The 25,626-nt window shown below is 44.9% G+C and carries 25 protein-coding genes; 10 read left to right on the plus strand and 15 right to left on the minus strand.

Annotated elements, in window-relative coordinates:
* Positions 1–270: 270 nt before the first annotated feature.
* Both NI468_RS07895 and NI468_RS07900 read left to right on the plus strand, forming a co-directional pair.
* Complete coding sequence (locus tag NI468_RS07895; RefSeq protein WP_253101179.1) at positions 271–1,206, plus strand: cation diffusion facilitator family transporter; 936 nt, start codon at positions 271–273, stop codon at positions 1,204–1,206.
* A 408-nt stretch (positions 1,207–1,614) separates the two neighbouring features.
* A complete protein-coding gene (locus NI468_RS07900) occupies positions 1,615–2,670 on the plus strand; it encodes an MBL fold metallo-hydrolase (RefSeq protein WP_005107984.1) in 1,056 nt (351 codons plus the stop codon).
* Positions 2,671–2,675: 5 nt separating this feature from the next.
* On the opposite strand, the gene NI468_RS07905 is transcribed toward NI468_RS07900, so the two are convergent.
* Both NI468_RS07905 and NI468_RS07910 read right to left on the minus strand, forming a co-directional pair.
* On the minus strand, positions 2,676–3,146 hold the full coding sequence (locus NI468_RS07905) for a thiol-disulfide oxidoreductase DCC family protein (protein ID WP_253101182.1): 471 nt from the start codon (positions 3,144–3,146) through the stop codon (positions 2,676–2,678).
* Between the two features lie 95 nt (positions 3,147–3,241).
* Complete coding sequence (locus NI468_RS07910) at positions 3,242–4,762, minus strand: catalase (RefSeq protein ID WP_253101185.1); 1,521 nt, start codon at positions 4,760–4,762, stop codon at positions 3,242–3,244.
* Between the two features lie 619 nt (positions 4,763–5,381).
* Between NI468_RS07910 and NI468_RS07915 the strand changes: the two genes are divergently transcribed.
* Positions 5,382–5,561, plus strand: a complete 180-nt coding sequence (locus NI468_RS07915; RefSeq protein WP_004278505.1) for a DUF7230 family protein — start codon at positions 5,382–5,384, stop codon at positions 5,559–5,561.
* On the opposite strand, the gene NI468_RS07920 is transcribed toward NI468_RS07915, so the two are convergent.
* The 3 genes from NI468_RS07920 to NI468_RS07930 form a co-directional block, all read right to left on the minus strand.
* Entirely contained in the window at positions 5,558–6,058 is a 501-nt protein-coding gene (locus NI468_RS07920) for a hypothetical protein (RefSeq protein ID WP_253101187.1), read from the minus strand. The two genes, NI468_RS07915 and NI468_RS07920, sit on opposite strands and share 4 nt — an antisense overlap.
* A 42-nt stretch (positions 6,059–6,100) precedes the next feature.
* Positions 6,101–8,398 carry a phosphoenolpyruvate--protein phosphotransferase gene (gene ptsP, locus NI468_RS07925; protein ID WP_005250601.1) on the minus strand — a complete coding sequence of 766 codons (2,298 nt, stop codon included), beginning with the start codon at positions 8,396–8,398 and terminating at the stop codon, positions 6,101–6,103.
* A gap of 89 nt (positions 8,399–8,487) precedes the next feature.
* Positions 8,488–8,970, minus strand: a complete 483-nt coding sequence (locus tag NI468_RS07930; RefSeq protein WP_213686452.1) for an RNA pyrophosphohydrolase — start codon at positions 8,968–8,970, stop codon at positions 8,488–8,490.
* Positions 8,971–9,152: 182 nt separating this feature from the next.
* Here NI468_RS07930 and NI468_RS07935 point away from each other — a divergent pair, with 182 nt between their 5' ends.
* On the plus strand, positions 9,153–9,803 hold the full coding sequence (locus NI468_RS07935; protein ID WP_005107974.1) for an HAD family hydrolase: 651 nt from the start codon (positions 9,153–9,155) through the stop codon (positions 9,801–9,803).
* A gap of 161 nt (positions 9,804–9,964) precedes the next feature.
* Entirely contained in the window at positions 9,965–10,213 is a 249-nt protein-coding gene (locus NI468_RS07940) for a DUF2789 family protein (protein ID WP_004278500.1), read from the plus strand.
* Positions 10,214–10,263: 50 nt separating this feature from the next.
* Here the strand turns inward: NI468_RS07940 and ovoA are convergent, their stop codons facing one another.
* The 3 genes from ovoA to NI468_RS07955 all read right to left on the minus strand — a co-directional run bounded on the left by ovoA (position 10,264) and on the right by NI468_RS07955 (position 13,892).
* Positions 10,264–12,438: a 5-histidylcysteine sulfoxide synthase gene (ovoA, locus tag NI468_RS07945; protein WP_253101189.1), complete on the minus strand. Its 2,175-nt coding sequence runs from the start codon at positions 12,436–12,438 to the stop codon at positions 10,264–10,266.
* 150 nt (positions 12,439–12,588) lie between these two features.
* Complete coding sequence (locus NI468_RS07950) at positions 12,589–13,464, minus strand: LysR family transcriptional regulator (protein ID WP_004278498.1); 876 nt, start codon at positions 13,462–13,464, stop codon at positions 12,589–12,591.
* A gap of 206 nt (positions 13,465–13,670) precedes the next feature.
* Complete coding sequence (locus NI468_RS07955; RefSeq protein WP_253101192.1) at positions 13,671–13,892, minus strand: DUF2061 domain-containing protein; 222 nt, start codon at positions 13,890–13,892, stop codon at positions 13,671–13,673.
* A 259-nt stretch (positions 13,893–14,151) separates the two neighbouring features.
* Here NI468_RS07955 and leuC point away from each other — a divergent pair, with 259 nt between their 5' ends.
* From leuC to leuB, 4 genes are all read left to right on the plus strand, one after another.
* Complete coding sequence (gene leuC / locus NI468_RS07960; RefSeq protein ID WP_044111833.1) at positions 14,152–15,600, plus strand: 3-isopropylmalate dehydratase large subunit; 1,449 nt, start codon at positions 14,152–14,154, stop codon at positions 15,598–15,600.
* A 21-nt stretch (positions 15,601–15,621) separates the two neighbouring features.
* Positions 15,622–16,272 carry a 3-isopropylmalate dehydratase small subunit gene (gene leuD, locus NI468_RS07965; protein WP_044111835.1) on the plus strand — a complete coding sequence of 217 codons (651 nt, stop codon included), beginning with the start codon at positions 15,622–15,624 and terminating at the stop codon, positions 16,270–16,272.
* Positions 16,273–16,359: 87 nt separating this feature from the next.
* Positions 16,360–16,923 (plus strand): hypothetical protein, encoded by a 564-nt coding sequence (locus NI468_RS07970; RefSeq protein WP_044111836.1) that lies wholly within the window; start codon positions 16,360–16,362, stop codon positions 16,921–16,923.
* Positions 16,924–16,965: 42 nt separating this feature from the next.
* Positions 16,966–18,045, plus strand: coding sequence for a 3-isopropylmalate dehydrogenase (gene leuB, locus NI468_RS07975; RefSeq protein ID WP_253101195.1), 1,080 nt, complete (start codon positions 16,966–16,968; stop codon positions 18,043–18,045).
* Between the two features lie 73 nt (positions 18,046–18,118).
* On the opposite strand, the gene NI468_RS07980 is transcribed toward leuB, so the two are convergent.
* The 3 genes from NI468_RS07980 to infA form a co-directional block, all read right to left on the minus strand.
* Complete coding sequence (locus tag NI468_RS07980; RefSeq protein ID WP_004729461.1) at positions 18,119–18,517, minus strand: hypothetical protein; 399 nt, start codon at positions 18,515–18,517, stop codon at positions 18,119–18,121.
* 142 nt (positions 18,518–18,659) lie between these two features.
* Positions 18,660–19,040 (minus strand): hypothetical protein, encoded by a 381-nt coding sequence (locus NI468_RS07985; RefSeq protein ID WP_253101198.1) that lies wholly within the window; start codon positions 19,038–19,040, stop codon positions 18,660–18,662.
* 134 nt (positions 19,041–19,174) lie between these two features.
* Positions 19,175–19,396, minus strand: coding sequence for a translation initiation factor IF-1 (infA, locus tag NI468_RS07990; protein ID WP_001284370.1), 222 nt, complete (start codon positions 19,394–19,396; stop codon positions 19,175–19,177).
* A gap of 231 nt (positions 19,397–19,627) precedes the next feature.
* Between infA and NI468_RS07995 the strand changes: the two genes are divergently transcribed.
* The gene (locus NI468_RS07995) at positions 19,628–20,635 is read left to right on the plus strand and encodes an AraC family transcriptional regulator (RefSeq protein WP_005107962.1); all 1,008 of its coding nucleotides are present in this window, start codon (positions 19,628–19,630) and stop codon (positions 20,633–20,635) included.
* A 91-nt stretch (positions 20,636–20,726) separates the two neighbouring features.
* Here NI468_RS07995 and truA read toward each other — a convergent pair whose 3' ends face one another.
* The 4 genes from truA to NI468_RS08015 all read right to left on the minus strand — a co-directional run bounded on the left by truA (position 20,727) and on the right by NI468_RS08015 (position 25,525).
* Positions 20,727–21,524, minus strand: coding sequence for a tRNA pseudouridine(38-40) synthase TruA (gene truA, locus NI468_RS08000; protein WP_253101202.1), 798 nt, complete (start codon positions 21,522–21,524; stop codon positions 20,727–20,729).
* A gap of 15 nt (positions 21,525–21,539) precedes the next feature.
* The gene (locus NI468_RS08005; protein ID WP_253101204.1) at positions 21,540–22,508 is read right to left on the minus strand and encodes an asparaginase domain-containing protein; all 969 of its coding nucleotides are present in this window, start codon (positions 22,506–22,508) and stop codon (positions 21,540–21,542) included.
* A 47-nt stretch (positions 22,509–22,555) separates the two neighbouring features.
* Complete coding sequence (locus NI468_RS08010) at positions 22,556–23,872, minus strand: FimV/HubP family polar landmark protein (RefSeq protein ID WP_253101206.1); 1,317 nt, start codon at positions 23,870–23,872, stop codon at positions 22,556–22,558.
* A gap of 66 nt (positions 23,873–23,938) precedes the next feature.
* Positions 23,939–25,525, minus strand: coding sequence for a FimV/HubP-related protein (locus NI468_RS08015; RefSeq protein WP_253101208.1), 1,587 nt, complete (start codon positions 25,523–25,525; stop codon positions 23,939–23,941).
* Positions 25,526–25,626: the final 101 nt, after the last annotated feature.

The raw sequence follows: 25,626 nt of genomic DNA on the forward strand, positions 1-25,626 counted from the left end.
AGTCGTTTAAATTCCCCATCATTAAATCTAGTTAAATTTTCATATTTCATGGGGCTAGTATAAACAATTTTTTACTTTCGCAAGAGATCTACTGTAAAAATCAAAAGGGCGAAAGCCCTTTTATTATTTTAGTGGAGAGTAAGGTGATTCAACAACGTGAGAGATCACGACTAAGCAACAATTTGTAAAACAACTTTCAAAAATAAATGATTAAGATTTTGATACATAAATCATTCAAGCTTGCACAAGCTTATTTAGGACAGTGTCAGGATGTCTGAATCCAATAAAATCGTAGTCTATGCAGCCCTGTTTGGTAATCTGGCGATTGCGCTGGTTAAATTTATTGCGTCCTATATAACCAATAGTTCTGCCATGTTCAGTGAAGCAATTCATTCGGTAGTGGATACCTTGAATGAAATTTTACTGCTGTATGGCATGAAAAAATCAGAAAAACCTGCAAATGCCAAACATCCTTTTGGTTATGGGCGTGAACTGTATTTTTGGGCTTTTATTGTGGCACTGATGGTTTTTGCCCTGGGTGCGATTGTGTCCATCTATCAAGGGATACAGCATATTCTTCAGCCCGAAGTCATGCAGGATCCATTGATCAATTATATTGTGCTGGGTCTGGCGATTCTTTTTGAAGGATTTTCATGGTCAGTGGCTTTAAAAACCTTTCGTAAACAAAAGGGAAATCTGGGATATTTTGAAGCATTTCGACACAGTAAAGATCCAACGACCTTTACCGTGTTATTTGAAGATACTGCCGCCCTGGTCGGCTTGGTGATTGCTCTGGTGGGTATTTTTCTGGCGCATCAACTGAATATTCCTGAATTGGACGGTGCCGCATCGATTTTAATTGGTATTGTTCTGGCGGTTTCTGCCTGGTTTCTGGCACGTGAAACCAAAGGTTTGTTATTGGGTGAAACGGCAGATCCAAAACTGCGTGAAGATGTATTGAACATTGCTCAACAAGATGCGGCAGTTTTCAGTGCCAATGGGGTGTTGACTGAGCAGATGGGCGCTCAGCAAGTCATTGCATCATTGAGTCTGGAATTTAAAGATGATTTAACTTCTGATGAAATTGAAGCCTGTGTCAACCGGATTGAAGCGCAGATTAAACAGTTGCACCCGGAAATTATTGCTTTATTTGTGAAGCCGCAAACCAAAGCCGTATGGCTGGAACGAACTCAAGGTCGTGTATAAAGATCTAAAAATCGCTTGAGGTTGGTATTTTGATCTCAGCTTGCCTTTCTCGCACAATTGATGTGATGATACTGAGGTATGGGGAATTCCATCATAAAATCATCAATGGACAGGCATGCTCTTTTGTTAGCATGAGCTTATAAATGTTTAGTATCATTTTGCATTTTTAGACAGAAGGGCAAGAACAATATTTTTCTAGATAATCCAAGGCTTCAGCCAGCCACAAGGCCGATGAAATGCCATTTTTTTGCTAAAAATAACAAAAACATACATGATTTTCTGTGACGGATTTCATACTATGTTGCAGTGTGCCTGTTTTTAGTTTGTATGCTCATTAAAAGATGCACCGCTTGACCATTTCAAGAGGTTGCTGTCTTGCATATAGCGAATAATAAATAGTGGATGTTTATGCAAGATCTTCTCAAAACTAAAAAATTCCAGTTAATCACGGAATCCAGTTGGAAACATCTCTGGTCTAAGCCAGTGTTTGAGTATCTGCATTCAGATCATTTCGACGGAAAACAGTTTCGTAATCTTGAGCATGCTTCTCTATCGCGTGGTCGCTTTGATTTATACAAATGGCTCATTACCCGAAAATCCAAAACCTGGAATGTTAATCTTGATGAAGAGCGTGCCGAGTTTTTTTCTCGTCCACGCGCATTGCCACAGCAGCGTCCAGATGCAGCTCTGGATGACTGGCAAGTCTGGTTTATTGGTCACGCAACCACATTAATTCAGATCGGCCCCTATAACTTCCTGACCGATCCGGTTTGGGCTGAATATGCCAGTCCATCGGCTTCTACAGGGCCGCAGCGGGTCATTCCGGCTGGCATTGCCTTGGATGAATTACCTCAGATTGATGCCGTACTGCTCAGCCATAACCATTATGATCATATGGATCTGGCTAGTCTGGAATGGCTGTACAACACTTTTGAGATGCCTATTTATACTGGTCTGGGTAATGCCTGGTATTTGCCAGAACATTATACCGTGCATGAAATGGACTGGTGGGAAAGTGCCTTTTTTGAAGAGATCCGGATTGTCTATACGCCGGCTCAACATGCCTCAGGGCGCGGCATGCGCGATCAGAACTGTGCACTTTGGGGAGGATTTTCTTTATTACATGGCAAGGAACATTGTTTTTTTGCCGGAGATAGTGGCTACGCCTCACATTTTAAAGAAATTCGTAAACGTCTGGGTGCACCGCGAATTGCCTTACTCCCGATAGGAGCGTATGAACCGCGTGAACTGATGCGCGCGATCCATATGAATCCGGAAGATGCCTTTCATGCCCATCATGACTTGCAGGCCAAATGTTCACTGGCGATTCATTACCGTACTTTTCAGCTCACGGATGAAGACCGGGATGCGCCGGAACATGAGTTGCATGAGATCATCAAGCATTCTTCCAAGTTGATTAATCCGTTTTATTGCATACGTGAAGGCAAACGAATTATTGTCTAAATATTTTACTCTGTTCCTGTTGGATGAGTTGAATGGCCAACACGGACAGCTTCTTCCAGAAAATGGCGTTTATTTTCGCTGGATGGGATCAGGCAATACTTGGTTTTACCAAATAGCGTGTAACGATTTAAAGCGACCACACGATACAGAAAATCCCGGATAAAACGCGGAACCAAATAACCTGCGCTCATTAAATTAAAGGGAAAACCGAGATGCTGCAGCACCTTCAGCAAGGCAGTCGATTCAGTATAGAGTGTGCCATCTTGAATGACGAGCATGGTGGTGTAATGTTCAGTAGACATCTGATAATGTTCGAGCAGTGCTGTACCTAAAGGCGATTGGGCGGAGACCAGTTTAAACTGAATCTTTTTATCGTATTGAATCAAAAACTGTGCCCAGCCATTACAGATCACGCAAACAGCATCAAATAAAACGATGTCGTATTGTTGAATGATGTCTTCAATATTCGGATGCATTGTTGTAGTTCTTTTTGTGCCAGCTTGCTTCTATACTGCTTGATGCCGCAATAAAAAACCACCCGAAGGTGGTTTTTGTACATGTCTAAACTGGCTTAGAGAAAGCTAGGCAAACCTTTGGCTGGATCGGTTTCACGTGCTGCTTGGGCATCTGCTACAGTCATACCTAGGGCCTTAGCAACGCCTTGCCCATAAGCTGGATCGCAAGCATAACAGTTGCGGATGTGACGGTATTTGATGAAATCTAGCGCATCACCCATTGCTCCGGCCGTGTTATTAAACAGTGCCTGTTTCTGCTGATCATTCATCAGGTTGAACAGGGCCCGGGGCTGACTGAAGTAGTCATTGTCATCTTCGCGGAAGTCCCAGAAATCGGCATCACCGGTGATTTTCAGTGGCGGTTCTCTGAATTCCGGTTGTTCCTGCCACTGGCTAAAACTGTTCGGCTCGTAATGTGGCAATGAACCATAGTTGCCATCCATACGGCCCTGACCATCACGGCGATTCGAATGTACAGGACAGCGTGCAGCATTGACCGGAACCTGTGAATGATTCACGCCAACACGGTAACGCGCTGCATCAGCATAGTTCACTAAACGTGCCTGTAACATACGGTCCGGTGAGTAGCTGATACCCGGTACAAGATTGCTTGGTGCAAAGGCTGCTTGTTCTACATCCTGGAAATAGTTTTCCGGATTGCGGTTCAGTTCAAATTCACCGACTTCAATCAGTGGATAATCACCTTTCGGCCAGACTTTGGTCAGGTCAAATGGATGATAAGGCACTGTTTCAGCTTCCAGTTCCGGCATGATCTGAACGTACATTTTCCATTTTGGATACTCACCACGCTCAATGGCATCAAATAGGTCAGTCTGACTACTTTCACGATCTTTAGCAATCAAATCTGCAGCTTCAGCATCGGTCAGGTTTTGAATACCTTGCTGGGTACGCATATGAAATTTCACCCAGAAGCGTTCATTCTGGGAATTGATAAAACTAAAGGTATGGCTGCCAAAACCATGCATATGACGGTAACCAGTCGGGATCCCTCGATCCGACATAACAATAGTCACTTGATGCAGAGCTTCAGGCAAGAGTGTCCAGAAATCCCAGTTATTGGTGGCACTGCGCTTGTTGGTTTTCGGGTCACGTTTGACTGCTTTATTCAGGTCAGGGAACTTGCGGGCATCCCGCAGGAAAAATACCGGAGTATTGTTGCCGACCAGATCCCAGTTGCCTTCTTCAGTATAGAATTTTAAGGCAAAACCGCGAATATCGCGTTCCGCATCGGCCGCACCACGTTCACCCGCCACTGTTGAGAAACGGGCAAACATTTCGGTTTTTTTGCCGACTTCAGAGAAAATTTTAGCGCGGCTATATTGGGTAATATCATTGGTCACGGTAAAGGTACCAAAAGCACCTGAACCTTTGGCATGCATACGACGCTCTGGAATCACTTCGCGGACAAAGTTGGCCAGTTTTTCATTCAGCCATAAATCCTGGGCAAGTAAAGGTCCACGCGCACCTGCCGTCATACTGTTCTGGTTGTCGACCACAGGGGCACCAGCTTCAGTGGTCAGGTGGGTGACAGGGCATTTTTTAAAATCTTGGCTCATCTTTCCTCTCCAAGTTTTGAATATCTTATGTCGTTTACCTAGTATTCATAAAATATTGAGATATATGCTAATCAGATCAGGTTTCGCTATATTTACAATATTTTTAAATAAAGGGTGTGACAGCACAAAACGGAATTCAGGGTATAATTGAGTGAGCTCACTCAAAAAATATTTTTAAAGTTAATAAAGTTTAAAATATTGAAAATTAAATGGTTGCTTTCAAAAAGTAACGGGTTTTCCACTCTCTGACAATATCAAATTCTATATATTTTGAATAACTCGAATAATGAATGGGATTAAACGAAAATAACAATATCTAAGTCCATAATATGTTTTTATCAAAGGATAAAAATAATAAGTGAAAAGTGTCATTTAAAATACATTTTATAACTGATTTATTTTAAATAGTTTTTTAATTAAGTTTTGTTGGTCTGAAGAAACCCATAAAAATAATGAATGGAATAAGGGTATTTTCTGGCTGTAACTCCCATTTTTGCATATAGAAAATCCTGGTTAAATGGTCTTTATTTTTAAAAAAGCATTGGCCGATATGCTTGAAAATTAGTCAGTCGGCCCTATAATTATCTCACTCCTTCCTCCAAATTATATAGAGAGCAAGATGGCCAAGAAAAAAACAGCCGAGCAGGTAGTGATCCACAATTTTGTGGCAAAACACATGCATGAAGTCAACAAAAGCCAGGTTTTTGTAGATCGAAAGAAAAATTCAAAACGTGGCTACAACAAGCACAGACAAGGGCGATATTCCATGGAAGATCGCCCTTTTTTAATGGCCGCTTAAGGTCTGTAAGGTGGCTGGGGACGACGTGGTGGCTGCTTAGGATTAGTTTTAACTGGAGAGAGCGGGGCGACAGGTCGGTTGTTACGAGTTTGCGAATATTGATTTGGATACCGGGATGATGTTGTCGATTCATCCGCGATTAAGTCATTAAAGAATTTATTGAGTTTGCTTTGCACTGGTGCTTTGTGGTGAGGGGAATGAGGCTGTGGTCTGGCCTGCTGAAAACTGGCAAATTGATCTTTTTGTTGGTGATAGAGTCTGGCAGCAATGACGGAGGAGTCATCTCTGCCTAAACGCCGCCGTTGCGATGCCGAAATTTCAATGCCCAATAATGGAGTCATTTTAGGCCGATCGGCATAGTTCGTTGCTCGATTGCTGGCGGGGCGTATATAAGATGAACCGGAATCATGAGCTTCTTTGCGGGCAGCCAAGGCCGGTGCAAGAATGACCACATAGAACACCACAACAATCATGAACAGGATGATCAGAAATTCCATAACCACCTCTACCACTGTCGAGGGACTAGAAAAAGTCCCGTATTAGGCACTCACCATACGTGATGCTGATTTCACCATATCCCCTAAACCATGGGTTCTGAAATAATATTCTAACCAGCTTTTTACCATGAGCGGATTGTCCATTTTTAACACATGTTGCAGCAATTCCTGTGCATCACTCATCGGAACATGACAAATGGTTTTACGTACCCGCAAAATATTACTGGAACTCATCGACAGGGTATTAAAGCCCATGGCCATGAGCAAAACTGCAGACAGCGGATCGCCCGCCATTTCACCGCAGATACTGACCGGTTTTTCATTACGATGACAGTCCTGCACCAGACGGGTTAAGGCACGAAGTACTGCAGGGTGTAAATGTGAATAGACATTGGCTACCCGTGGATTATTGCGATCCACAGCCAACAGATATTGGGTCAGATCGTTGGAGCCGACCGAGAAGAAATCCACCAGTTCGGAAAATTCATCAATCTGATGTAGCACACTTGGCACTTCCACCATGATGCCGAGTTTTGGCTTGTTTACCTTGACCTGTTCTTCTTCCTGAATCGCCGCATGATCACGTTCTAGCAGGTAGAGCGCTTCCTCGACTTCGCTGACACTGGTCACCATCGGCAGCAGAATATGCAGGTTATTCAGCCCGATACTGGCCTTGAGCATGGCGCGAATCTGTGAAGAAAAAATTTCCGGATGATCCAGGGTAAAACGAATGCCGCGCCAGCCGAGTGCCGAATTTTCTTCTTCAATCGAGAAATACGGCAGGTCTTTGTCTGCACCAATGTCCAACGTTCGCATCACCACCGGTTTATTGGCAAAGTGACTGAGCTGCTGACGATAAATCGCACGTTGTTCTTCCTCGCCCGGGAAGCGGTCACGCAACATAAACGGAATTTCAGAACGGTATAAACCGACACCTTTGGCACCGCGCTGCACGCCACGCACCACATCAATCATCAGGCCGGTGTTGACGTAGAGTTTGACCGCCACGCCATCCGGGGTAATCGCATCTTTGGTTTCGTACTGGCGCAGATCTTTAGCAAGCTGTTCTTCTTCTTTTTGAATTTCTTTATAGCGACTGCGCAGGCGACGTGGGGGATTAATAAAGACCCGGCCCTGATGTGCATCGACAATCATCTCTACATCATCGAGGGTGTTGATCGGCAGTTCGGTCACGCCGACCACGGTCGGAATACCAAGAGCACGCGCCACAATCACCATATGTGAGTTCATGGCGCCTTCGGTAGTGACAATCGCGGCAATTTTATCTACAGGTAGTTCAACCAGTGCAGCCGTCGAAATTTCCTCACCAATCAGAATACTTTCATCGGTCAATTCACGGTGACTGGCATCGGCTTCCTGTAAGCGCGCCAGAATACGGCGGCCCAGATCTTTTAAGTCCGCTACCCGCTCACGTAAATAATCATCTTCCATTTGGGAAAATTGTGCCACATGATTGTCAATAACAATTCGCACGGCGCCTTGTGCCCAGTGACCTTCACGAATAAAGGCCTTGATTTCTGCTGGCAGGGCATTTTCATCCAGCATACGCAAGAACACGCTAAACAGTGCGCGTTCCTCGGCCATCAACGCATCCTGCATTTTGTCATCTAGCGACTGGATTTCTTCACGGACTGAATTCAGGGCGTTATCTAAGAGCTGCAGTTCTTCGCTGATGTCATCCGCTTCACGGTCAGGGACTGCGGCAAGATCTGCTGGCGGATACAGAATCACTGCACGACCTAAGGCAATACCACCGGAGCCAGAAACTCCCTGAAAGGTTTTATAGGCGGGCAGGTTGCTCGGCTTACGGAATACATCGATATTGCCGACGGCATGGGCATGGGCGATGACGCCAGAAAGCTGTGCACAGAGCGTGACCAGAAAGGATTCAGCAGCTTCAGAAAAGTCCTGTGATTCTTTATTTTGAACCACCAGCACACCCATGACCTTACGACGGTACATCACCGGCACCCCAAGGAAGGAGTTATAAATTTCCTCACCGGTTTCAGGTAAAAACAGGAAGCGCTCGTGTTTAGGGGCATTGTCCAGATTGACAATTTCCTCACGCTGCCCAACCAGGCCCACCAGACCTTCGCCGGTTTGCAAAGACACATGGCCGACAGATTCTGCATTCAGGCCTTTAGACGCCATGAGCAGATAACGCTGATTGCGTTCGTCGAGGAGGTAGATCGAGCAGACATCAACCTGCATGGCCTCGGCCACATGCTTGACCATGATGTCGAGCGATTCATGCAAACTGGTGGACGCATTGATCTCCTGAACAATACGTCTCAAGGTGTCCAGTTGCATATTCGACATAAGGTCTGCTCCGTCTATTCAGAATTTCAGTGATTAAGTTTATTTATAACAATAGCCACGTAAAAAATCTGCATTATTTATGCGATTTTTTAAGGTTTTTGCTGGGGCAGTTGCTGACACAACTCCACCAGGGCTTTGCGGTAAACATCACGTTTGAAATTCACGACTTGACCGAGTGGGTACCAGTAACTGACCCATTGCCATTGATCAAATTCGGGCGGATCAGACAGATTCAACTGAATATGCTGAACGGGGGCCATGAGTTTGAGTAAAAACCACTTTTGTTTTTGACCGATACAGACCGGATCAGAGTCCGTACGAATGTATCGATGCGGCAAACGATAGCGCAACCAGCCTTTGGTTTGCGCGACTATCTGGACGTGTTCGGGCAATAAGCCAACTTCTTCTCTCAGCTCACGATAGAGTGCCTGCTCGGGGGTTTCTCCATATTGGATCCCGCCTTGTGGAAATTGCCATGCATTATGACCAATGCGTTTTGCCCATAAAACCTGTCCAGCATCGTTTGCCAAAATGATCCCGACATTCGGTCGGAAACCTTCAGAGTCGATCATTTGGCTACCTAAAAATTGTTTAATTTATGCCTTTGCCATCGGGGAGCATTATTTCGTTATCCAACTCGAAAAAAGCAAAGTTTAAAAATGTTAAAATTGCTATGATCTTAACGAATTTCTATCGACTAGCGGAGATAGATTTACAATTTTTTTCTTAAATTTCAGTTTTAACGAGTATTTTCATGAAATTGGCGCTATTTGATCTCGATCACACCTTGTTAAACACGGATTCGGATCATTCTTGGGGAGAGTTTTTGGTCAGTGAGGGCCTGGTCGATCCAGTTCAGCATCGCGCCATGAATGACAAGTTCTATGACGATTATAAAAAAGGCCAGCTGGATCCCTATGCCTATAATGAATTTGTATTCCAGTTTCTGACCAAACATGACAATGATTATTTGACTGAATTACATCAACTGTTCATGCAAAAAGTCATTCGTCCACAAATGCGTCCGGAGGGTTTTAAAGCCATTGAGCGCCACCGTGAAGCAGGGCATGCCTTAGTGGGGATTACCGCAACTTCAGACTTTATTACCGCCCCCATTTTTCGTGAATTCGGAATTACTGAAATTATTGCCACCAATGCTGAAGTCATTGATGGGAAATATACTGGTAAAGTCATCAATACCGCATGCTATCAACAAGGCAAGCTGGTGCGTCTGGAACAATGGCTAGAAGGCCGTGACGTAACCGAGTCTTGGGCTTATTCAGATTCGATTAATGACCGTTTCTTGCTGGAATATGCGGATCATGCGATTGCAGTCAATCCGGATGATCGCTTGGAAACTCTAGCCCAAGAACAGGGCTGGGAAATACAGGACTGGTCCATCTAAGCATTCCAGCTTTATTCATGTGATTTATTTAGTACAACTTCGGTTGTGCTTTTTATTTTCCTCAATGGAATATTAATGTTTTTTCACAGTCCGGCTGAATCAGACATGCTATGCTCGAAAAACAGGACATGATAACAATAGTAGATTCTGAGGTATGAGATATGACTCACGTTCGACCACGTATGACACATCTGTTCCAGCAGCTTGGCTTGGATGCCAGTGCAGAAGGTATTGAAACATTTATTCACGAGCATCAATTACATAAAGATCTGACTTTACTGGATGCGCCGTATTGGTCAGAGGCACAACGTCAATTTTTAAGCGAGAAAATAGCATCTGATGGCGAATGGGCGATTGTGGTAGATCAACTCAATGAATCCTTGCATGAAAATTCAACCAGTGAAGGATAAGATATAAAGCCAATCGTATGATTGGCTTTTTTTAGGCCATCACCTTACCTTTAGCGAACACGTTTCCAGATCGTGACTTGTGACAGCGTGTGTTGATACTTTCTGGCCGTTTCTCGAATCACAAAAGGCACATCTTGGGGTTCGGCCACCAATTCAAAGTGCTGGGTTAAGATATTGCTTATACCAGCCAAGGTCGTGATGTTTTCCCCATCCTGCTGAAAACCGCCTAGCCACTCACTACGTGCCGTATGTTCTTCCAGCCAGGTATAGGGCGAACTCAGCATTAAAATTCCACCTATATTGATACGTTTATGAATCTGCAATAAAAAGTCTTTCGGATGATGCAGCCGGTCAATCAGATTCGCTGCCAGAATAAAATCATAGCCGCTAAAATGTGCTTTCAGGTTGCAGGCATCGGCCTGAAAAAATTCCGTTTTCGACGCAACCTGATCCAAAGCGACATCTTCAAGTGAACAGCTTTTTTCTTCGCTTAATTCACCTTCTAGTGGCAGCTGATAACGTACCCTATGGCCTTGAGCCAAATAAACTGCTTGCTGGATAAAGCGTGCCGAAAAGTCCAAACCGGTTACCTGATCAAAAGAGCGTGCCAGTTCAAAGCTGGCGCGGCCGGTAGCACAGCCAATATCTAAGGCACGATGGCACGGCGTTTGCTGAAAATAGGGTTGTGCCAGATCGACCAGTGTTTTGGCAAAATTAGCGATACCAAAATATTCGATACCATACTGGAATTCCAGATATTGGGAGACCAGCTGGTCGCTTTCATAATGCGAAGGGAAATGTTGCAATGCTTGATCAGAAGCGACGTAGCGAAAACCAGCGTGCTGAAAGAAATGCCGTCTGAAGGCGTAGCGGGAACTATATAAAGCTTCATTGCCCGCCGAAATCCAGGAGCCACCTTTCATCAGGTTATGGCGACCGTCAAAGGTCGGTGTACTGAAATCATCATAAAATGGATGCACCTGAAAACCCTGAAATGGATAGATCGGGGTTTCAGTCCACTGCCAGACATTGCCTTGAATATCGTAAAAATCACCCTGCTTGAAATGATCCACCGGACAGGAGCTGGTGCCGTATTTCAACTCGATATTGGCCTGTTCAGGACTTTGTAAATCTGGATCCAGGTCTGAAACGGCATACAGGCGATACCATTCATCTTCAGTCGGCAAGCGAATGGTTTTTCCAAGCTGTTGCGATTTCCACTGACAAAAGGCCTTGGCTTCATGATAATTCACTTCTACCGGCCAATCCCAAGGCATCGGCACTTCTTCCAGCATCAGTCGCAGTGACCAACCCAATTCAGTTTTGCGCCAGAAACAGGGATGAGCAGCTTGTGAAAATTGCAGCCAGCCTAGACCTTCTTCACTCCAGTAGTGTTCGGTCTGATAGCCATCAGCTTCGACAAAGGCCAGAAATTCCTGATTCGATACCAGATATTTGGAGGCTGCAAAAGCTGCAACCTCGGCTTGATGCAGGCCGTATTCGTTGTCCCAGCCATAAAATGGATGGTTAAAATCTTTCTGTAGATGCACCTTACCTTCAGGCACATCCAGCAAACTATTATCCGGAGCCATGCCAGTAATGATATTGGCGCGCCACTGCGGATGCTGGCGTACATGTTCCAGAGCATGCTGGCGGATCAGCACGGAAGAAGTTTCCAGATGAATCCGTTCATGCTCAATGCCCATGATGATGGTCCACCAGGGGTTTTGCCAGTTTAAGGGCAGAGTCAGCGGAGCATGTTCAAGGATGTTCAGGATCAGGGCACGCACTTGATGCCGATAATCACGGACTTCCTGCACGGTAGGCCAGTCATAGTGCACTTCATCCAGATCGTCCCAGCTCATCTCGTCTACACCGATCGCGAAGATACTTTCAAAATGCGGATTTACGCGTTCGCTAATTAGCTTGCTGAGCAGTAGTTTATTGACAAAAAAAGTGGCGGTATGCGCAAAATAAAAAATTAGCGGATGACGTAAAGTAATTGGTTTGATGAAAAAAGCATCTTCATGCTTGAGGCATTCAAACAGCTGCTCATAAGTGTCAAAGGTATTCAGGAAATATTCGCGCAGGCAGTGCCGGGCAGTCTGTTCGTCGGCAAAATCAAGTGCCGGCGTGGGCAGCAGCATCGGTTTGGCCGAAAGCCACAGGCTGCTTGTATTGGTTTTATCTTGAGAGTGGGATTTTAGGGGAGAATCGAGCTGCATCCGTCAGGCTCCATCGAATAGTTTTAAGCATTCCTCTGCACTGCAAAAGAATGGAATTGTCTTAAAAATACTCGAAAGATATCGCCAGATGGGGTGTATTTAGGTAACAAAATGCTGCACCGTTTTGGATGCAGCATGTTCAGGAACGGCTTAAATAGACAGCGAGGCACCCTGCATGAGCTGAACCAGAGCCTGAGCTGCTTTGGACTGAGTACGACCGGGATGCCAGACCATGCCCAAACGACGGTTCATTTCCAAGTTGATGTCCAGCTGGTGAAGGTCGTGATTGACCAGGGTTTTTGGCAGTACTGACCAACCTAAGCCAATCGATACCAGCATCCGGATCGATTCCAGCGGATTATTGCTCATGCTGACTTTCGGTTTAATACCCTGTTTTTCAAATTCGGCCAAGGTGATCTGCGAAGTATAGGTCTGTGATGATGGCAACAGGCTCGGGTAGTCGAGCAAATCTTCCAGACACAGATTTTTTTGCTGCGCCAGCGGATGAAACGGTGCCACCACAAAGACCAGAGGATCATTCCAGATAGTTACATAATTCAGACGCGCATCACCCCGTGGCGGCAAGGTTAAAAATGCCAGTTCCAGATCGCCGGCAATCACCTGTTCATGCGCCTGCTCGGAATCAACAAAATGTACATCCAGGGTTACGTCCGGATATTCCTGGACATAACGGCGCAAATGACTCGGCAGATGATGCAGGCCAATATGATGACTGGTACCAATTTTCAGTTTGCCCTGTACCTGACCTTGTTCATGGCTCAAGGTATAATGAATATCCCCGAGTTCATTCAGCCAGTTTTTCACTTTAGGCAACAGGGAGTGTGCCGCGTGGGTGGCCTGTACGCCACGTCCGGCAGATTCAAACAGCTTGACCCCAAAGTATTCTTCCAGACTATGAATACGTTTGGTGACAGCAGGCTGGGTAATGAAGAGCTGATCTGCGGCCAAAGAAATCGAACCGGTTTCCATGACTTTTACGAAGGCTTCAAAGGCTGCGAGATTCATCTTAACCACCTATAAAGAATTTTTATGTGTAAATATATTATTGTTATATTTTAAGAATAAATCAAAGCAAAATTAGCTCATCTATGTTGCAGTGCTGAATTACTATACATTTTCAAAGCCTTGGCATTTTTAAAACTAAAAAAGACCACCTATAAAGGTAGTCTTTTATCAGGAACCTCGACCGAAGAGTTTAGACGGTAATGTCCTCATTCTGCTGTTGGGTTATTACGCTCCCAGATTTTTTCATGGAAGAAGAAAGCCACTGCTTGTACCGTTGGCTCTAATAAACTTAAGGCAATGGCCATGGTCAAACTGCCAGTCACCAAGTAACCCACAATCATCGCTACTGTAATATGCATAATGTAGTAGCTGAAGGTCTTTTTGAACATGCGCTGGTTGTTGTCTACAAAGCGTTGAATATGTGCCATGTCGAAGTTCCTTAAAAATAATCTCTGTCGATGAAGAAATAATAATAATTCTCATTTGATTTGTAAAAGCGAATATTTTTTATAAATTAATCGGAAAATTAGATTTATGGAAATAGAGCTAAAGCATGATTTGATTCAGCTTTTAAAAGATTCCAAAAAGTTTTTTAACTGATAAAAATGATAAATTAGATTTATGTGATTGCAGCGATATAATCAAAATCAGAGAAAGAATTTACCCAGTCCAGTGGAGTATATCGACATGGCAGGCGAGACCCAAACAGTACAAAAGCAAAATGCAAAAACACTATATGACAAGTTGTGGGATGACCATTTAGTAACGCAACGTGATGATGGTTCTGCCTTACTCTATATCGACCGTCACCTGTTGCATGAAGTAACCTCACCACAGGCATTTGAAGGGTTGCAATTGGCCGGGCGCAAGCCATGGCGTTTAAGCGCTAACATTGCTACACCGGATCATAACGTACCGACCTCGAAAAAAGAGCGTGAGCAGGGCGTAGCCGGAATTGAAGATGAAACCTCGCGCATTCAGGTGCAAACCTTGGATGATAACTGCAAGACCTTTAATATTGTTGAATTTGATATTAACGATATCCGTCAGGGCATCGCGCATGTAGTTGGGCCGGAGCAGGGCTTGACCTTACCGGGCATGACCGTGGTATGTGGTGATTCGCATACAGCAACCCATGGTGCTTTTGGCTGCTTGGCGCATGGTATCGGGACATCCGAAGTTGAACATGTATTGGCGACCCAATGCCTGGTTCAAAAGAAGATGAAAAACATGTTGGTACGCGTTGATGGCAAATTAGGCCAGGGCGTGACACCGAAAGATGTGGTCTTAGCCATTATTGGCAAGATTGGTACCGCAGGCGGTACTGGTCACGCGATTGAATTTGGCGGTCAGGTCTTCCGTGACATGTCGATTGAAGGTCGTATGACCGTGTGTAATATGGCGATCGAAGCCGGTGCACGCGTGGGTATGGTTGCTGTGGATGACAAAACCATCGAGTATGTTAAAGGTCGTCCTTATGCGCCAACTGCGGAACAGTGGGATCAGGCGGTAGCGTACTGGAATACATTGCATTCGGATGAATGTGCATATTTTGATACCGTGGTCGTGTTGCAAGGTGAAGAAATTGAGCCGCAAGTGTCTTGGGGAACTTCTCCTGAGATGGTCATTCCAGTGTCTCAAGCAGTACCAACTTTAGAACAAGCCAAAGACGATGTACAACGCAATGACTGGAACCGTGCTTATCAATATATGGGCTTAAATGCCGGTCAGGCCTTGGCTGAGATTCAACTGGATCGTGTCTTTATCGGTTCGTGCACCAATTCGCGTATTGAAGATATCCGTGCTGCAGCCGAAGTGATCAAAGGTCGTAAGGTCGCATCTTCAATCAAACAGGCGATGGTGGTTCCGGGTTCTGGTCTGGTCAAAGCTCAGGCAGAAGCGGAAGGTCTGGACAAGGTATTTGTCGAGGCGGGCTTCGAGTGGCGTGAACCTGGCTGTTCAATGTGTCTGGCGATGAATGCTGACAAGTTACAACCAGGCGAGCATTGTGCCTCGACTTCGAACCGTAACTTTGAAGGTCGTCAGGGCAATGGCGGTCGTACTCATCTGGTGAGTCCAGCCATGGCAGCCGCTGCTGCGATCGCAGGTCACTTTGTTGATGTCCGTTCATTTTAATTGGTACGTAGGAGCACAGACATGAAAGCTTATACCGTTGAACAAGGTATCGTTGCACCTTTAGACCGTGCCAATGTCGATACAGATTTAATTATTCCAAAACAGTTTTTGAAATCGATCAAACGTACCGGTTTCGGTGAAAATTTGTTTGATGAATTGCGTTATCTGGATGAAGGTTATCCAGGTCAGGACAATTCAGTTCGTCCGATCAATCCGGACTTTGTCTTGAACCAGCCACGTTATCAGGGCGCATCTATTTTAATTTCACGTGCCAACTTTGGTTGTGGTTCTAGCCGTGAACATGCGCCGTGGGCCTTGAGCGAATATGGTTTCCGTACCGTGATTGCGCCAAGCTTTGCTGATATTTTCTTTAATAACTGTTTTAAAAACGGTATGTTGCCTGTGATTTTGGCTGAAGATATTGTTGAGCAGTTATTTAAGGAATGTGCGGAAGATGAAGGTTATCAACTGACCATTGACTTGCAGGCACAAGAAGTTCGTACCCCTACGGGTGAAAGCTTTAAGTTTGAAGTCGATCCATTTCGCAAGCATTGCCTGTTAAATGGTCTGGATGATATTGGCTTAACTTTGCAGGTGGCGGATGATATTCGTGCCTATGAAGAAAAAACCAAACAATCGCGTCCTTGGGTATTTGCCGAAATTCATGGATAAATCAGTAAAAATTGTCATGGCATGACTGCGATGCCCTTGCTAATATCGGAAGATTATTGAGTTTTTTGATTGGGTAAGACAGACATTATGGCGAATTATTGGAAACAGTGGCTTGCTTTAAGTTCAGTATCGGTGCTGTTGACTGCATGTCAAAGCATCGACACGATGAAACTCAAACATGCCAAAGAAAATACTGAGAGCAAAAGCAATGCCCTGATCTACTGTACAGGGACGCCAGATTGCCAGTTCGAACGCTTCAATCAGACCATTATTGTCAACGCCGACAATGGCCGCATCAGTGATGAGGCGCTGAAGCAGAAACTGGTGCGCTTGAAGGCCAAAAATTTAAATCAGGCCAACCCGATTTATTTATCCGTGCCGGCAGGACAGCATGAACTGGTCGTGCGTTTCTATCCGATCAGTAAGGATAAAGCGGAAACTTTACATGTATTCCATCGTTTTCAGGCCAATAACCGCTATAGCTTAAAAATGTTCCGTGACCGTAGTGCGCGTAGCAGCAGTTTATTAAATGCTTCGGCACCGGATCCGCTTTGTGTAGATCTGGTACAAGAGCAAAAAACCATTCGTCGTTTTTGCAAACCCTATAATGCAGTCACCGGGATTGCAGAGTTTGTAGAAAAGAAAATCTAACCTCTGTCAGGTCTGAATCTGACGTTTTAAACGGAAAATCTCATGTCTAAACAAATTTTGATTTTAGCTGGTGACGGTATCGGTCCTGAAATTGTCAAAGCGGCAGAGCAGGTGCTGACTCGTGTAAATGAAAAATTTAATCTCGATTTGACATGGGAACAGGGTTTACTCGGTGGTGCAGCCATTGATGCGCACGGTTCACCGTATCCAGACGTGACTTCTGAACAGGCTAAAAAAGCCGATGCGATTTTACTCGGTGCCGTGGGCGGTCCAAAATGGGATACGATTGAGCGCTCAATTCGTCCGGAACGTGGTTTATTGAAATTGCGTAGTGAACTGAACCTGTTTGCTAACTTGCGTCCAGCCATTCTTTATCCGCAATTGGCTGATGCTTCAAGTTTAAAGCCTGAAATCGTAGCAGGTCTGGATATTCTGATTGTGCGTGAATTGACCGGTGGTATTTACTTCGGTCAGCCACGCGGTATCCGTGAACTGGAAAATGGCGAGAAACAAGGCTATAACACTGACGTTTATTCAGAATCTGAAATCAAGCGTATCGCCAAAGTCGCTTTTGAAATGGCCAACTTGCGCGGTGGTAAAGTGTGTTCAGTGGATAAAGCCAACGTGCTTGAAGTAACTGAACTGTGGAAACAGACAGTGACTGTGCTGAAAGATGCCGAATACCCTGAAATTAATTTATCGCATATGTATGTCGACAATGCCGCAATGCAACTGGTGCGTGCGCCAAAGCAGTTTGACGTGATTGTCACCTCGAATCTGTTCGGTGATATCCTGTCTGATGAAGCTGCGATGTTGACCGGTTCAATCGGCATGTTGCCATCGGCATCTCTGGATGAAAATGGCAAGGGCATGTATGAGCCTTGTCATGGTTCTGCACCAGATATCGCCGGTCAAAACCTGGCAAATCCATTGGCAACGATTCTTTCGGTGGCGATGATGCTGCGTTATACCTTCCGTGAAGAAGCCGCTGCTAAAGCGATTGAAGATGCAGTAGGTCAGGTCTTGGATCAAGGCTTGCGTACGGCGGATATCATGTCTGAAGGCATGCAAAAAGTCGGTACGGTTGAAATGGGTCAAGCAGTCGTTGCTGCATTGAACTAAGCCTGTTTCGATTCAAAAAAACGCAGCCTTGAGCTGCGTTTTTTTATGATAGAAATTTCAAAGCTTAAACGGCTTAACAGGTTCGGCCTGTGGTGCGTACCGCGGTGGCAATATTATCTTTGAGTAAGAAGGTGATTTTACATTGCAATTTGACGTCATAGCCGCCGGCAGGGCTTACTGACACTGGAATCGGTACAGTGCCTGTCCCTGTGGCAGGAAACTGCGCTACAGGCAAAGGAATGGTAATGGGGCGTTGTACCACATAGCTTAATTGCTTGGCGCTGCGTTCAGGCCCACTGATCTGCTGGTAACCTAAACGTTTTAGATCCAGAGTTTGATCGATCAGTTGGCTGCTTTGCCCAATGAACTGTTGTAAATAGGCATCACGCTGTGCAGTCGTTGAGGAGGTGGTGGTGCATGCACTAAGCAAACCCAAGGCTGTGCAGCATGCTAAAATCAGTGTGAACTTCATGAGTTGTCCTCACACCAAATAAAATGAGTGTAAGCGCATTCCATGCAAAAATACTGTTGTGATTTGATACACGGTAGAAGTTTAGCGTGGTGAGGTTGATCCCTGATTTAAAGATACAGGCTTTGAACTCGATGAGTACAGCTTAGCAAGCTCTACCGGTATAGCGGATGGCTTGAACAATTTCATCTTTTAGGTCAAACCAGATTTGGCATTTCATCTCAATGTTATAACCACCATTTGAGGGCATCGGCATTGGTGCGCCGATTGGAATGCTCTGACTAATATTCGGCGTTCCCATTGGAATATTCATATCCCGAAAAATAGTGTAGCTGAGAAATTCTGTGGTTTGAATCGGTTGCTGGGAGGTCTTGAATCCAATGGCACGAAGATCAAGCTGGCTACGAACCTGTGCGGCAGTTTGACCTACATAAGGTTGTAGAGACTGATGCAGATGCTGATTGCCGCCGGTAGCGCATGCAACGAGAAACAAGCTGGAAAGTAGGGATAAGCATTTCATATTCATTGTTTTTATACATGTTATTTTTAATTCAATGAATAGTCGTGAATTTATAAGGCTGTGTCAAATTATTTTATTGATTGATAAATAATTCAAGTAATAAAAAAGCCACTAAAAGTGGCTTTTGCTTGCGCTAAAACTTAGCGTGCACGATATGTGATACGACCTTTAGTCAAATCATAAGGTGTCATTTCAACCTTCACACTGTCGCCAGTTAAAATACGGATATAGTGTTTACGCATTTTACCAGAGATGTGGGCAATCACTTCGTGACCGTTCTCTAAACGTACACGGAACATAGTATTAGGAAGCGTCTCGGTGACAACGCCTTCGAACTCGATGAGTTCCTCTTTATTGGCCATAGCCTACCTGAATGAATAAATTGGAAAGGCGCAAATTATAGTCAATTTTTTTGCAAAATACAAGACGAAACGGGCGTTAGACTGATCATCTGCCAGTAAAATAGGCGAACTGTCACGATAATTTTTTTAACTAAAAAGACACCTGTTTCTGTTGTCAGTTTGGTCAATCACAGTTAATCTAAAATTAATCTTTTTAAGTATAAATGAAGTACATACAAGGAAGGCTTTTGAGTGAGTCAGCTAACGGATGCATCAGTCGTATTGCGTTTAGGCTATCAGGCGATTCGTCGTGCGGGGTTGCCAACAGAAGAACTTTTGACCAAAGCAGGAGTGGCTTTAAATCAGGTGGAAGCCAATGACCGTACCCCGCTGAGTGCCCAATATGCCTTTTGGGTGGCGGCAGAGGAAGTCAGCAAGGACCCGGACATTGGATTGCATCTGGGTGAGCACCTGCCACTTTATCGTGGTCAGGTCATTGAACACCTGTTTGTTTCATCTGAAAATTTTGGTGAGGGACTGAAACGTGCTTTGGCTTATCAGCGACTGATCAGCGATGCCTTTGCTGCCAAATTGGTGATTGAAGATGACCGCTGCTATTTAACCAATGGTGAACAGCCTTTTGCTGAGAGTCTGGTCAATCGTCATTTTACTGAATGTGCTATGTCAGGTGTACTGCGTTTCTTTAAATTTATTACCGAAGGGCGTTTTGAGCCGATTTATATCGATTTTAATTTTTATAAAGGGGCACCTGATGATGAATACTTCCGGGTTTATGAGTGTCCGGTCAGTCTAGGTCAGAAAGAAACTCGTTTGTATTTCGATCCGACTATCCTGGAATATCCGCTGTGGCAGGCTGAACCTGAGCTGTTGCAGCTGCATGAGCAACTGGCCATTGAAAAGCTACAGGAACTGGCAAGATATGATCTGGTCGGTGAAGTACGTCGTGCAATCGGCTCTACTTTGGAGAGTGGCGAAACCACGCTAGAAACTGTGGCAGCCCAGCTGAACATCACGCCACGCCGTTTGAGAACACAACTGAGTGAGGCACATACCAGCTTTCAGCAGATTCTCTCGGATTATCGCTGTCGTCTGGCCAAGCGTTTGCTGGCGAGTACCAATGAGAGCGTCGAGCGGATTGTCTATCTGACCGGTTTTTCCGAGCCAAGTACCTTCTATCGTGCCTTTAAACGCTGGACCAATGAAACGCCGGTGGAATATCGGAAGCGCAAGCAGCGTTAAAAATCCCTCCTAACCTCTCTTTAAAAAAGGGAGGAATTCCCCTCCTTTTAGGAGGGGTTAGGGGAGGTAAATATTCTAAAAAATTTAAAAACTATTCCGGCATATTCAGCCAGTGCGGACCTAAGGGTAATTCAGGTAATTCAAACTGCACCGGATAATCAGCATGAATAAAATACAAACCATCTGCTGGCGCAGTCACACCAGCAGCTTTACGGTCTTCTGCCGCGAAAATATTATCAATATGATCGGCAGCATACATGCCCTGACCAATTTCCAATAAACATCCCATGATATTGCGCACCATATGGTGCAGAAAGCCATCGGCCTGAATATCCAGTACCAGATACTGACCATGCTGAATCAAGCGGCAATGGCTGACATGACGAACGGGCTGATTGGACTGACAGGCTGCGGCGCGGAAGCTTTCAAAGTTATGCGTGCCTTCAAACTTTTTCGCGGCGTATATCATCTGTTCAACATCAAGCGGTGCATAGACATGGGTGACCTGTTTATGCAGCAATGCCGGGCGCACAGGGTGGTTATAGACCACATATCGGTAGCGGCGCGCCTGTGCCTTAAAACGGGCATGGAAGCTGTGATCCATTTCTTTGATCCACTGAATCGAGATGTCTTTAGGGAGTTGGCTATTGCAGCCCATTAGCCAGCCACGTTCAGAACGCACGGCATCCGTATCAAAATGCGCCACCATATTGGTCGCATGTACCCCGGCATCCGTGCGGCCGGCACCATGCAGGCTAATCGGTTGATCGGCAACTTTGCTCAGGACCTTTTCAATGGTTTCCTGTACGCTTGCAACTCCCGGCTGTTGAGTCTGCCATCCCCGATAATGCATCCCACAAAACTCAATTCCCACCGCAAAACGCTGCATAATGACCTCAAAACCTTATTGATCGTACCAATGACGATGCCATTGCTCTACAGTGTCGTATTGTAAATACATTTTCAGGGCTTTTGCATACAGATCCGCATGTCCATAACTTTCATTCAGCAAAATTTTGCAGTGATTCACCCATTCGGCAATGGCATAGCGCTGATCCGTCGCACCAAAAGGCACTTGGGTGGTTAAGACGCAAATACAGCCCTGCTCATAGAGTTGATCAATGAGCGCAATCATGGCGTCATTGACCGCCAGGTTGCCAGTGCCAAAACCTTGCAGAAATAAAAAATGTGGTGGTCGAGCCAATAGGTTGTTCAGGTTATTCAGCTGCTGGGTCAGATCAACTGGCTGCATCATGATGCTCATGCAGTTGAATTCAGTCGCTTTCGTAATATCTTCAGCTTTGATCTGATAACACGCTTGACTGGTTTGGATTGCAATATTGGCCTCAAGACCGGAAAAGGCATTTAACTCAGTAGTATGCTGTTTCAGTGCAGTTTGCGCATGTAGCAGCTGATGATGGAATGCCAGATAGACCCCAGCGCTACATTCGCTGACGGAATCTAGTGCAAATTTCAGGTTATCTAGGGCATCACTAAATTCACGCTGTTCATTGCCTTGAGCATTCAGCAGCGGATATTGGCTACCGGTCAGTACCACATGCGCCGAGTTTCCAATAAAATGTGCCAGTACTGCACTGGCATAACTCAGCGTATCTGTACCGTGAATAATCACAAAATGCTGGATCTGCCGCGATTGCAATTGCTGAATAAACTGTACCAGTTGCAACCAGTCGGTTGCTGTACAGGCACTACTGTCCTTAATGGCGGGTGCATGATGGCATTCGACGAAATACTGCTCTGCAAGTATCTGTTCGAGCTTTGGAATAAATAAATCAGCAGGCATCGGTGCAAGAGGATCTCCCACGCAGCCGAATGTGCCACCCATATAAATTAATGCAATATTTTTTATCATAAAAAAAGCAGCCAATTATTGACTGCTTTAGTGTAAATCGAAATGCATCAAGATGCGATTTGATTCAGTAATTGCTCTGCGCGTTGCTGTTGTTCAGGAGTATATTCAGCTTCTCGCTCGGCAATGATTTCACGGGCAGCGGCGTAGGCACCGAGTTGAATATATTGCTGGGCAAGATCAAGATTGAGACTTGCTTCATTAACATCCAGTAATTCGGGGAAAGATTGTACGAGTGGATCATGCTGGTCTACGGCTGCCTGAGCTGGCGTAGCAGGGAGATCGAAACTCATCACTGTTGCAGCAGGCGCTTCTGGCGTGGTTTCCAAATGATCTAATTTGAAATCCATGCCTGATAGATTGGTTTGTGGCGCTGATTCTGCCACAGGTGCTGCAGCTGTCAAGCTAGACAGATCAAACTCAGTCGCTGGCACCGCAGTTTTTTCAGCTGCTGGTACAGGTGTGTCAAGTGAGAATGAAAAATTTAGAGGCTTGATTTCCTCAGTCACAGTTGGCGCTGTTTCTACTGGAGCAGGCTGTTCCAAATCCAGTTTAAAGTCTAAGACAGGTGCCGTTTCTGTTACTGCTGTAGTTTGAATATCTGTAGATGTACTCTGAAATTCAAAATTTACAGAAGGAGCAGCAGGTATAGGAGCCTCTTCAGCTTTTGGTGTTTCTACTGGGGTAGTCTTTGGTTCAAAATTAAATTCAAGTGGTTGAATATCTGCTACAGGTTCTGCAATAGGGGCGGGCTTGTTTGATTGAAAGTCCTGCTGCAATTGTTCAAATGCTAGTTCATTTGAAGGGGCCGGTGCAACCAGATCGGCAAAAGCATCTGAAGTTGAAGTAGCTTCCTGCGCAGAAGAAGTTTTAGGCTGGGCACTTGGGAAATCAATGGTATCTTGTACAGCAGATGAAGATTGTTCGAATTCACGCTGTTTTGCTTCAGCTTGCGCCAGAATCTCATCTAAATGCAAAGAACGGATATGGTTGAGCAGCTGTGAAATCGCAAACTCATCTTTTTGTAAGATGTGAATATCCAATAACAGCAGATAGAGTTCATGCTGGGAATTATCCCGATTCAGTGCCTGGTTAATCTGTGCTTCGGCCGCAAAAAAATTACGTTCCTGAATTAGGCCTTCAATTTTCTTGCGTGTTTCTGCCGATAATGGTGTTGCTGATTTTTTTGTGACCCCGACTGGCTCCACTACCTTGGTTCTTTGTGGAGCAGCTTTTGACGCAGAACCAGTTTTTTTCGCTTTTACCGTTTTAGTTTTTGCTTTATCTGATTCTTGAGCATCTTGTCGTTTTTTAAAGACAATTAATACGATGATCAATATCACTAATGGAATCACATAAATCAGCATGTTTTACCCCTTGGGGATAGAGTAGTTTAAGTTCGCCTATCCCAATAAATCGTCATGTGTAACTTTTTAATTAATTGGCTTCTTATCTGCTTGTTGGGCTTTGAGCTGTTGTTGTAGCTGGGCCAGACGCGCATTTAATAACTGAATTCTGTGATCCTTCTGATTGAGTGCCAATTCTAATTCAGTTACGTTTCTCTGTAATTTAACGGTTTTTTCTCGGGCTGTCATAACTTTTAATGACCATTCCTTTGATGTTTGATTGCGTTCTGTGTTCTGGTTTGCAGAAACTTGCCCGGAATCGCGCTGGTTCTCAGCCACTAGGCTCATTTCTGCCTGATTCAAACGGTATTTAGTTTTGCCAGAAGGCTTAGAAGGTCGCTCTGTCTGAGGTGCTGCAGAAACTTTAATGGGCGCAGGTGCAGGATGAGTTGTATTTAAGTTCAATGAAGCACCCTTGCGTAGACGATTGGCATTTCCTCCGATAAAGGCATGCTCATTGTGTTTTTTGATTTGCTGCATGACTTCATTGACCGGACGCTGCTGCTGTTCGGCAATTCGTGCTGCAATCCCCCACAGTGACTCATTGGATTGAACGACATAAGTAGGTTGAGTCTGATTCGGAGTTGCTTTGATTGGTGAAACTTTTGCAGTCACTGGAGCTGGAGTTTTCACCGGATTGGATGATCCAGTTGATTTTCTGGCTTGTTCCTCAGCAAATTTTTTCACCAATGGATCACTGGAGGCGGTTTGATGATCAGAACGGGACTCTACAGCTTTCTGCACATCTACTTTATTTGGTACTGATGCGCTTTGATTTGCTGGCATCGTACTAGCTGGTTTATCTGTAGTCGAGACTGCTGCAGGAGCCGGCGATGCAAGAGTTGCTTGTGAGGTCTTTACTGAATCTGAAAGCGCCGGTGCAGTTTTAACTGGGGCTGGAGTATCGGGTGCAGTTACAGCCTCGCTTTTCAGTACAGGCGTAATCGCTTGAGCCTGAATCGCTGGAGTTGATGCCATTACAGCTGGCGCAAATGCAGTTTTTGGAATAGAAGTGTTCGATAATGTCGGTGGTGCTGTGCGTTGCAATGCCAACGGCTTTTCTAGAGCCGGTGGCTTATTTAAGGCTGTGGAGGCTGCCGTATTGTAATGGCTACTTACGGGTAAGTTGAGTGCAATATCTTTTTCACTGACGACGACAACTGGTGCAAGCGGACGTTCATTCTGTTTGAGACTAGCTTTTAATAAATCAGTTTTAGCTTGTAAGGGCGTACGGATATGTTGCAGACGTGCAGCATTGCCTTCCTTGATTTTGACAATAATATTCAGCTCGCGCTCTGTCATGGGGCGAGAAGAAGTAATAGTAATAACCCCGGTGCCATTATTGCTGCGCCGAGTAAAAAAGTTCAGATGACCAGGTGGCTGATGCGATGCACCTATCGAGAGTAAATCTTCAGGTGAAGCCAGACTGACTTCAATCGGCAAATTGATATCAGACTGCCGAAAAGTCATTTCTGCGTAGAGTAATTCCCCAGGGGCAGACTGAATCTGAACCGGATCTACATTAATCGCATAAATATTTTGTGAAGCGACAATGGCTAAAATGGCAAGCTTTAATTTGTTATATACAGTCATCTTAATCGTGAGCTCAGTCATTATCGCATAGCGAAAATTATAGATTAACGGGATGTTTGTTTTTTGTAAAATACTTACGCAATAGTTACATAAAAAAGCCGATCAATAAAGATCGGCTGTGG

It is taken from the genome of Acinetobacter lwoffii (assembly GCF_024129355.1).
GTDB classification, from domain to species: Bacteria; Pseudomonadota; Gammaproteobacteria; order Pseudomonadales; family Moraxellaceae; genus Acinetobacter; species Acinetobacter lwoffii_I.

Excerpts from the sequence above, each read along its gene's own strand:
- NI468_RS07895 (WP_253101179.1), top strand. The coding sequence starts at position 271 with ATGTCTGAATCCAATAAAATCGTAGTCTATGCAGCCCTGTTTGGTAAT.
- NI468_RS07900 (WP_005107984.1), top strand. The coding sequence starts at position 1,615 with ATGCAAGATCTTCTCAAAACTAAAAAATTCCAGTTAATCACGGAATCC.
- NI468_RS07905 (WP_253101182.1), bottom strand. The coding sequence starts at position 3,146 with ATGCATCCGAATATTGAAGACATCATTCAACAATACGACATCGTTTTA.
- NI468_RS07910 (WP_253101185.1), bottom strand. The coding sequence starts at position 4,762 with ATGAGCCAAGATTTTAAAAAATGCCCTGTCACCCACCTGACCACTGAA.
- NI468_RS07915 (WP_004278505.1), top strand. The coding sequence starts at position 5,382 with ATGGCCAAGAAAAAAACAGCCGAGCAGGTAGTGATCCACAATTTTGTG.
- NI468_RS07920 (WP_253101187.1), bottom strand. The coding sequence starts at position 6,058 with ATGGAATTTCTGATCATCCTGTTCATGATTGTTGTGGTGTTCTATGTG.
- ptsP (WP_005250601.1), bottom strand. The coding sequence starts at position 8,398 with ATGTCGAATATGCAACTGGACACCTTGAGACGTATTGTTCAGGAGATC.
- NI468_RS07930 (WP_213686452.1), bottom strand. The coding sequence starts at position 8,970 with ATGATCGACTCTGAAGGTTTCCGACCGAATGTCGGGATCATTTTGGCA.
- NI468_RS07935 (WP_005107974.1), top strand. The coding sequence starts at position 9,153 with ATGAAATTGGCGCTATTTGATCTCGATCACACCTTGTTAAACACGGAT.
- NI468_RS07940 (WP_004278500.1), top strand. The coding sequence starts at position 9,965 with ATGACTCACGTTCGACCACGTATGACACATCTGTTCCAGCAGCTTGGC.
- ovoA (WP_253101189.1), bottom strand. The coding sequence starts at position 12,438 with ATGCAGCTCGATTCTCCCCTAAAATCCCACTCTCAAGATAAAACCAAT.
- NI468_RS07950 (WP_004278498.1), bottom strand. The coding sequence starts at position 13,464 with ATGAATCTCGCAGCCTTTGAAGCCTTCGTAAAAGTCATGGAAACCGGT.
- NI468_RS07955 (WP_253101192.1), bottom strand. The coding sequence starts at position 13,892 with ATGGCACATATTCAACGCTTTGTAGACAACAACCAGCGCATGTTCAAA.
- leuC (WP_044111833.1), top strand. The coding sequence starts at position 14,152 with ATGGCAGGCGAGACCCAAACAGTACAAAAGCAAAATGCAAAAACACTA.
- leuD (WP_044111835.1), top strand. The coding sequence starts at position 15,622 with ATGAAAGCTTATACCGTTGAACAAGGTATCGTTGCACCTTTAGACCGT.
- NI468_RS07970 (WP_044111836.1), top strand. The coding sequence starts at position 16,360 with ATGGCGAATTATTGGAAACAGTGGCTTGCTTTAAGTTCAGTATCGGTG.
- leuB (WP_253101195.1), top strand. The coding sequence starts at position 16,966 with ATGTCTAAACAAATTTTGATTTTAGCTGGTGACGGTATCGGTCCTGAA.
- NI468_RS07980 (WP_004729461.1), bottom strand. The coding sequence starts at position 18,517 with ATGAAGTTCACACTGATTTTAGCATGCTGCACAGCCTTGGGTTTGCTT.
- NI468_RS07985 (WP_253101198.1), bottom strand. The coding sequence starts at position 19,040 with ATGAATATGAAATGCTTATCCCTACTTTCCAGCTTGTTTCTCGTTGCA.
- infA (WP_001284370.1), bottom strand. The coding sequence starts at position 19,396 with ATGGCCAATAAAGAGGAACTCATCGAGTTCGAAGGCGTTGTCACCGAG.
- truA (WP_253101202.1), bottom strand. The coding sequence starts at position 21,524 with ATGCAGCGTTTTGCGGTGGGAATTGAGTTTTGTGGGATGCATTATCGG.
- NI468_RS08005 (WP_253101204.1), bottom strand. The coding sequence starts at position 22,508 with ATGATAAAAAATATTGCATTAATTTATATGGGTGGCACATTCGGCTGC.
- NI468_RS08010 (WP_253101206.1), bottom strand. The coding sequence starts at position 23,872 with ATGCTGATTTATGTGATTCCATTAGTGATATTGATCATCGTATTAATT.
- NI468_RS08015 (WP_253101208.1), bottom strand. The coding sequence starts at position 25,525 with ATGACTGAGCTCACGATTAAGATGACTGTATATAACAAATTAAAGCTT.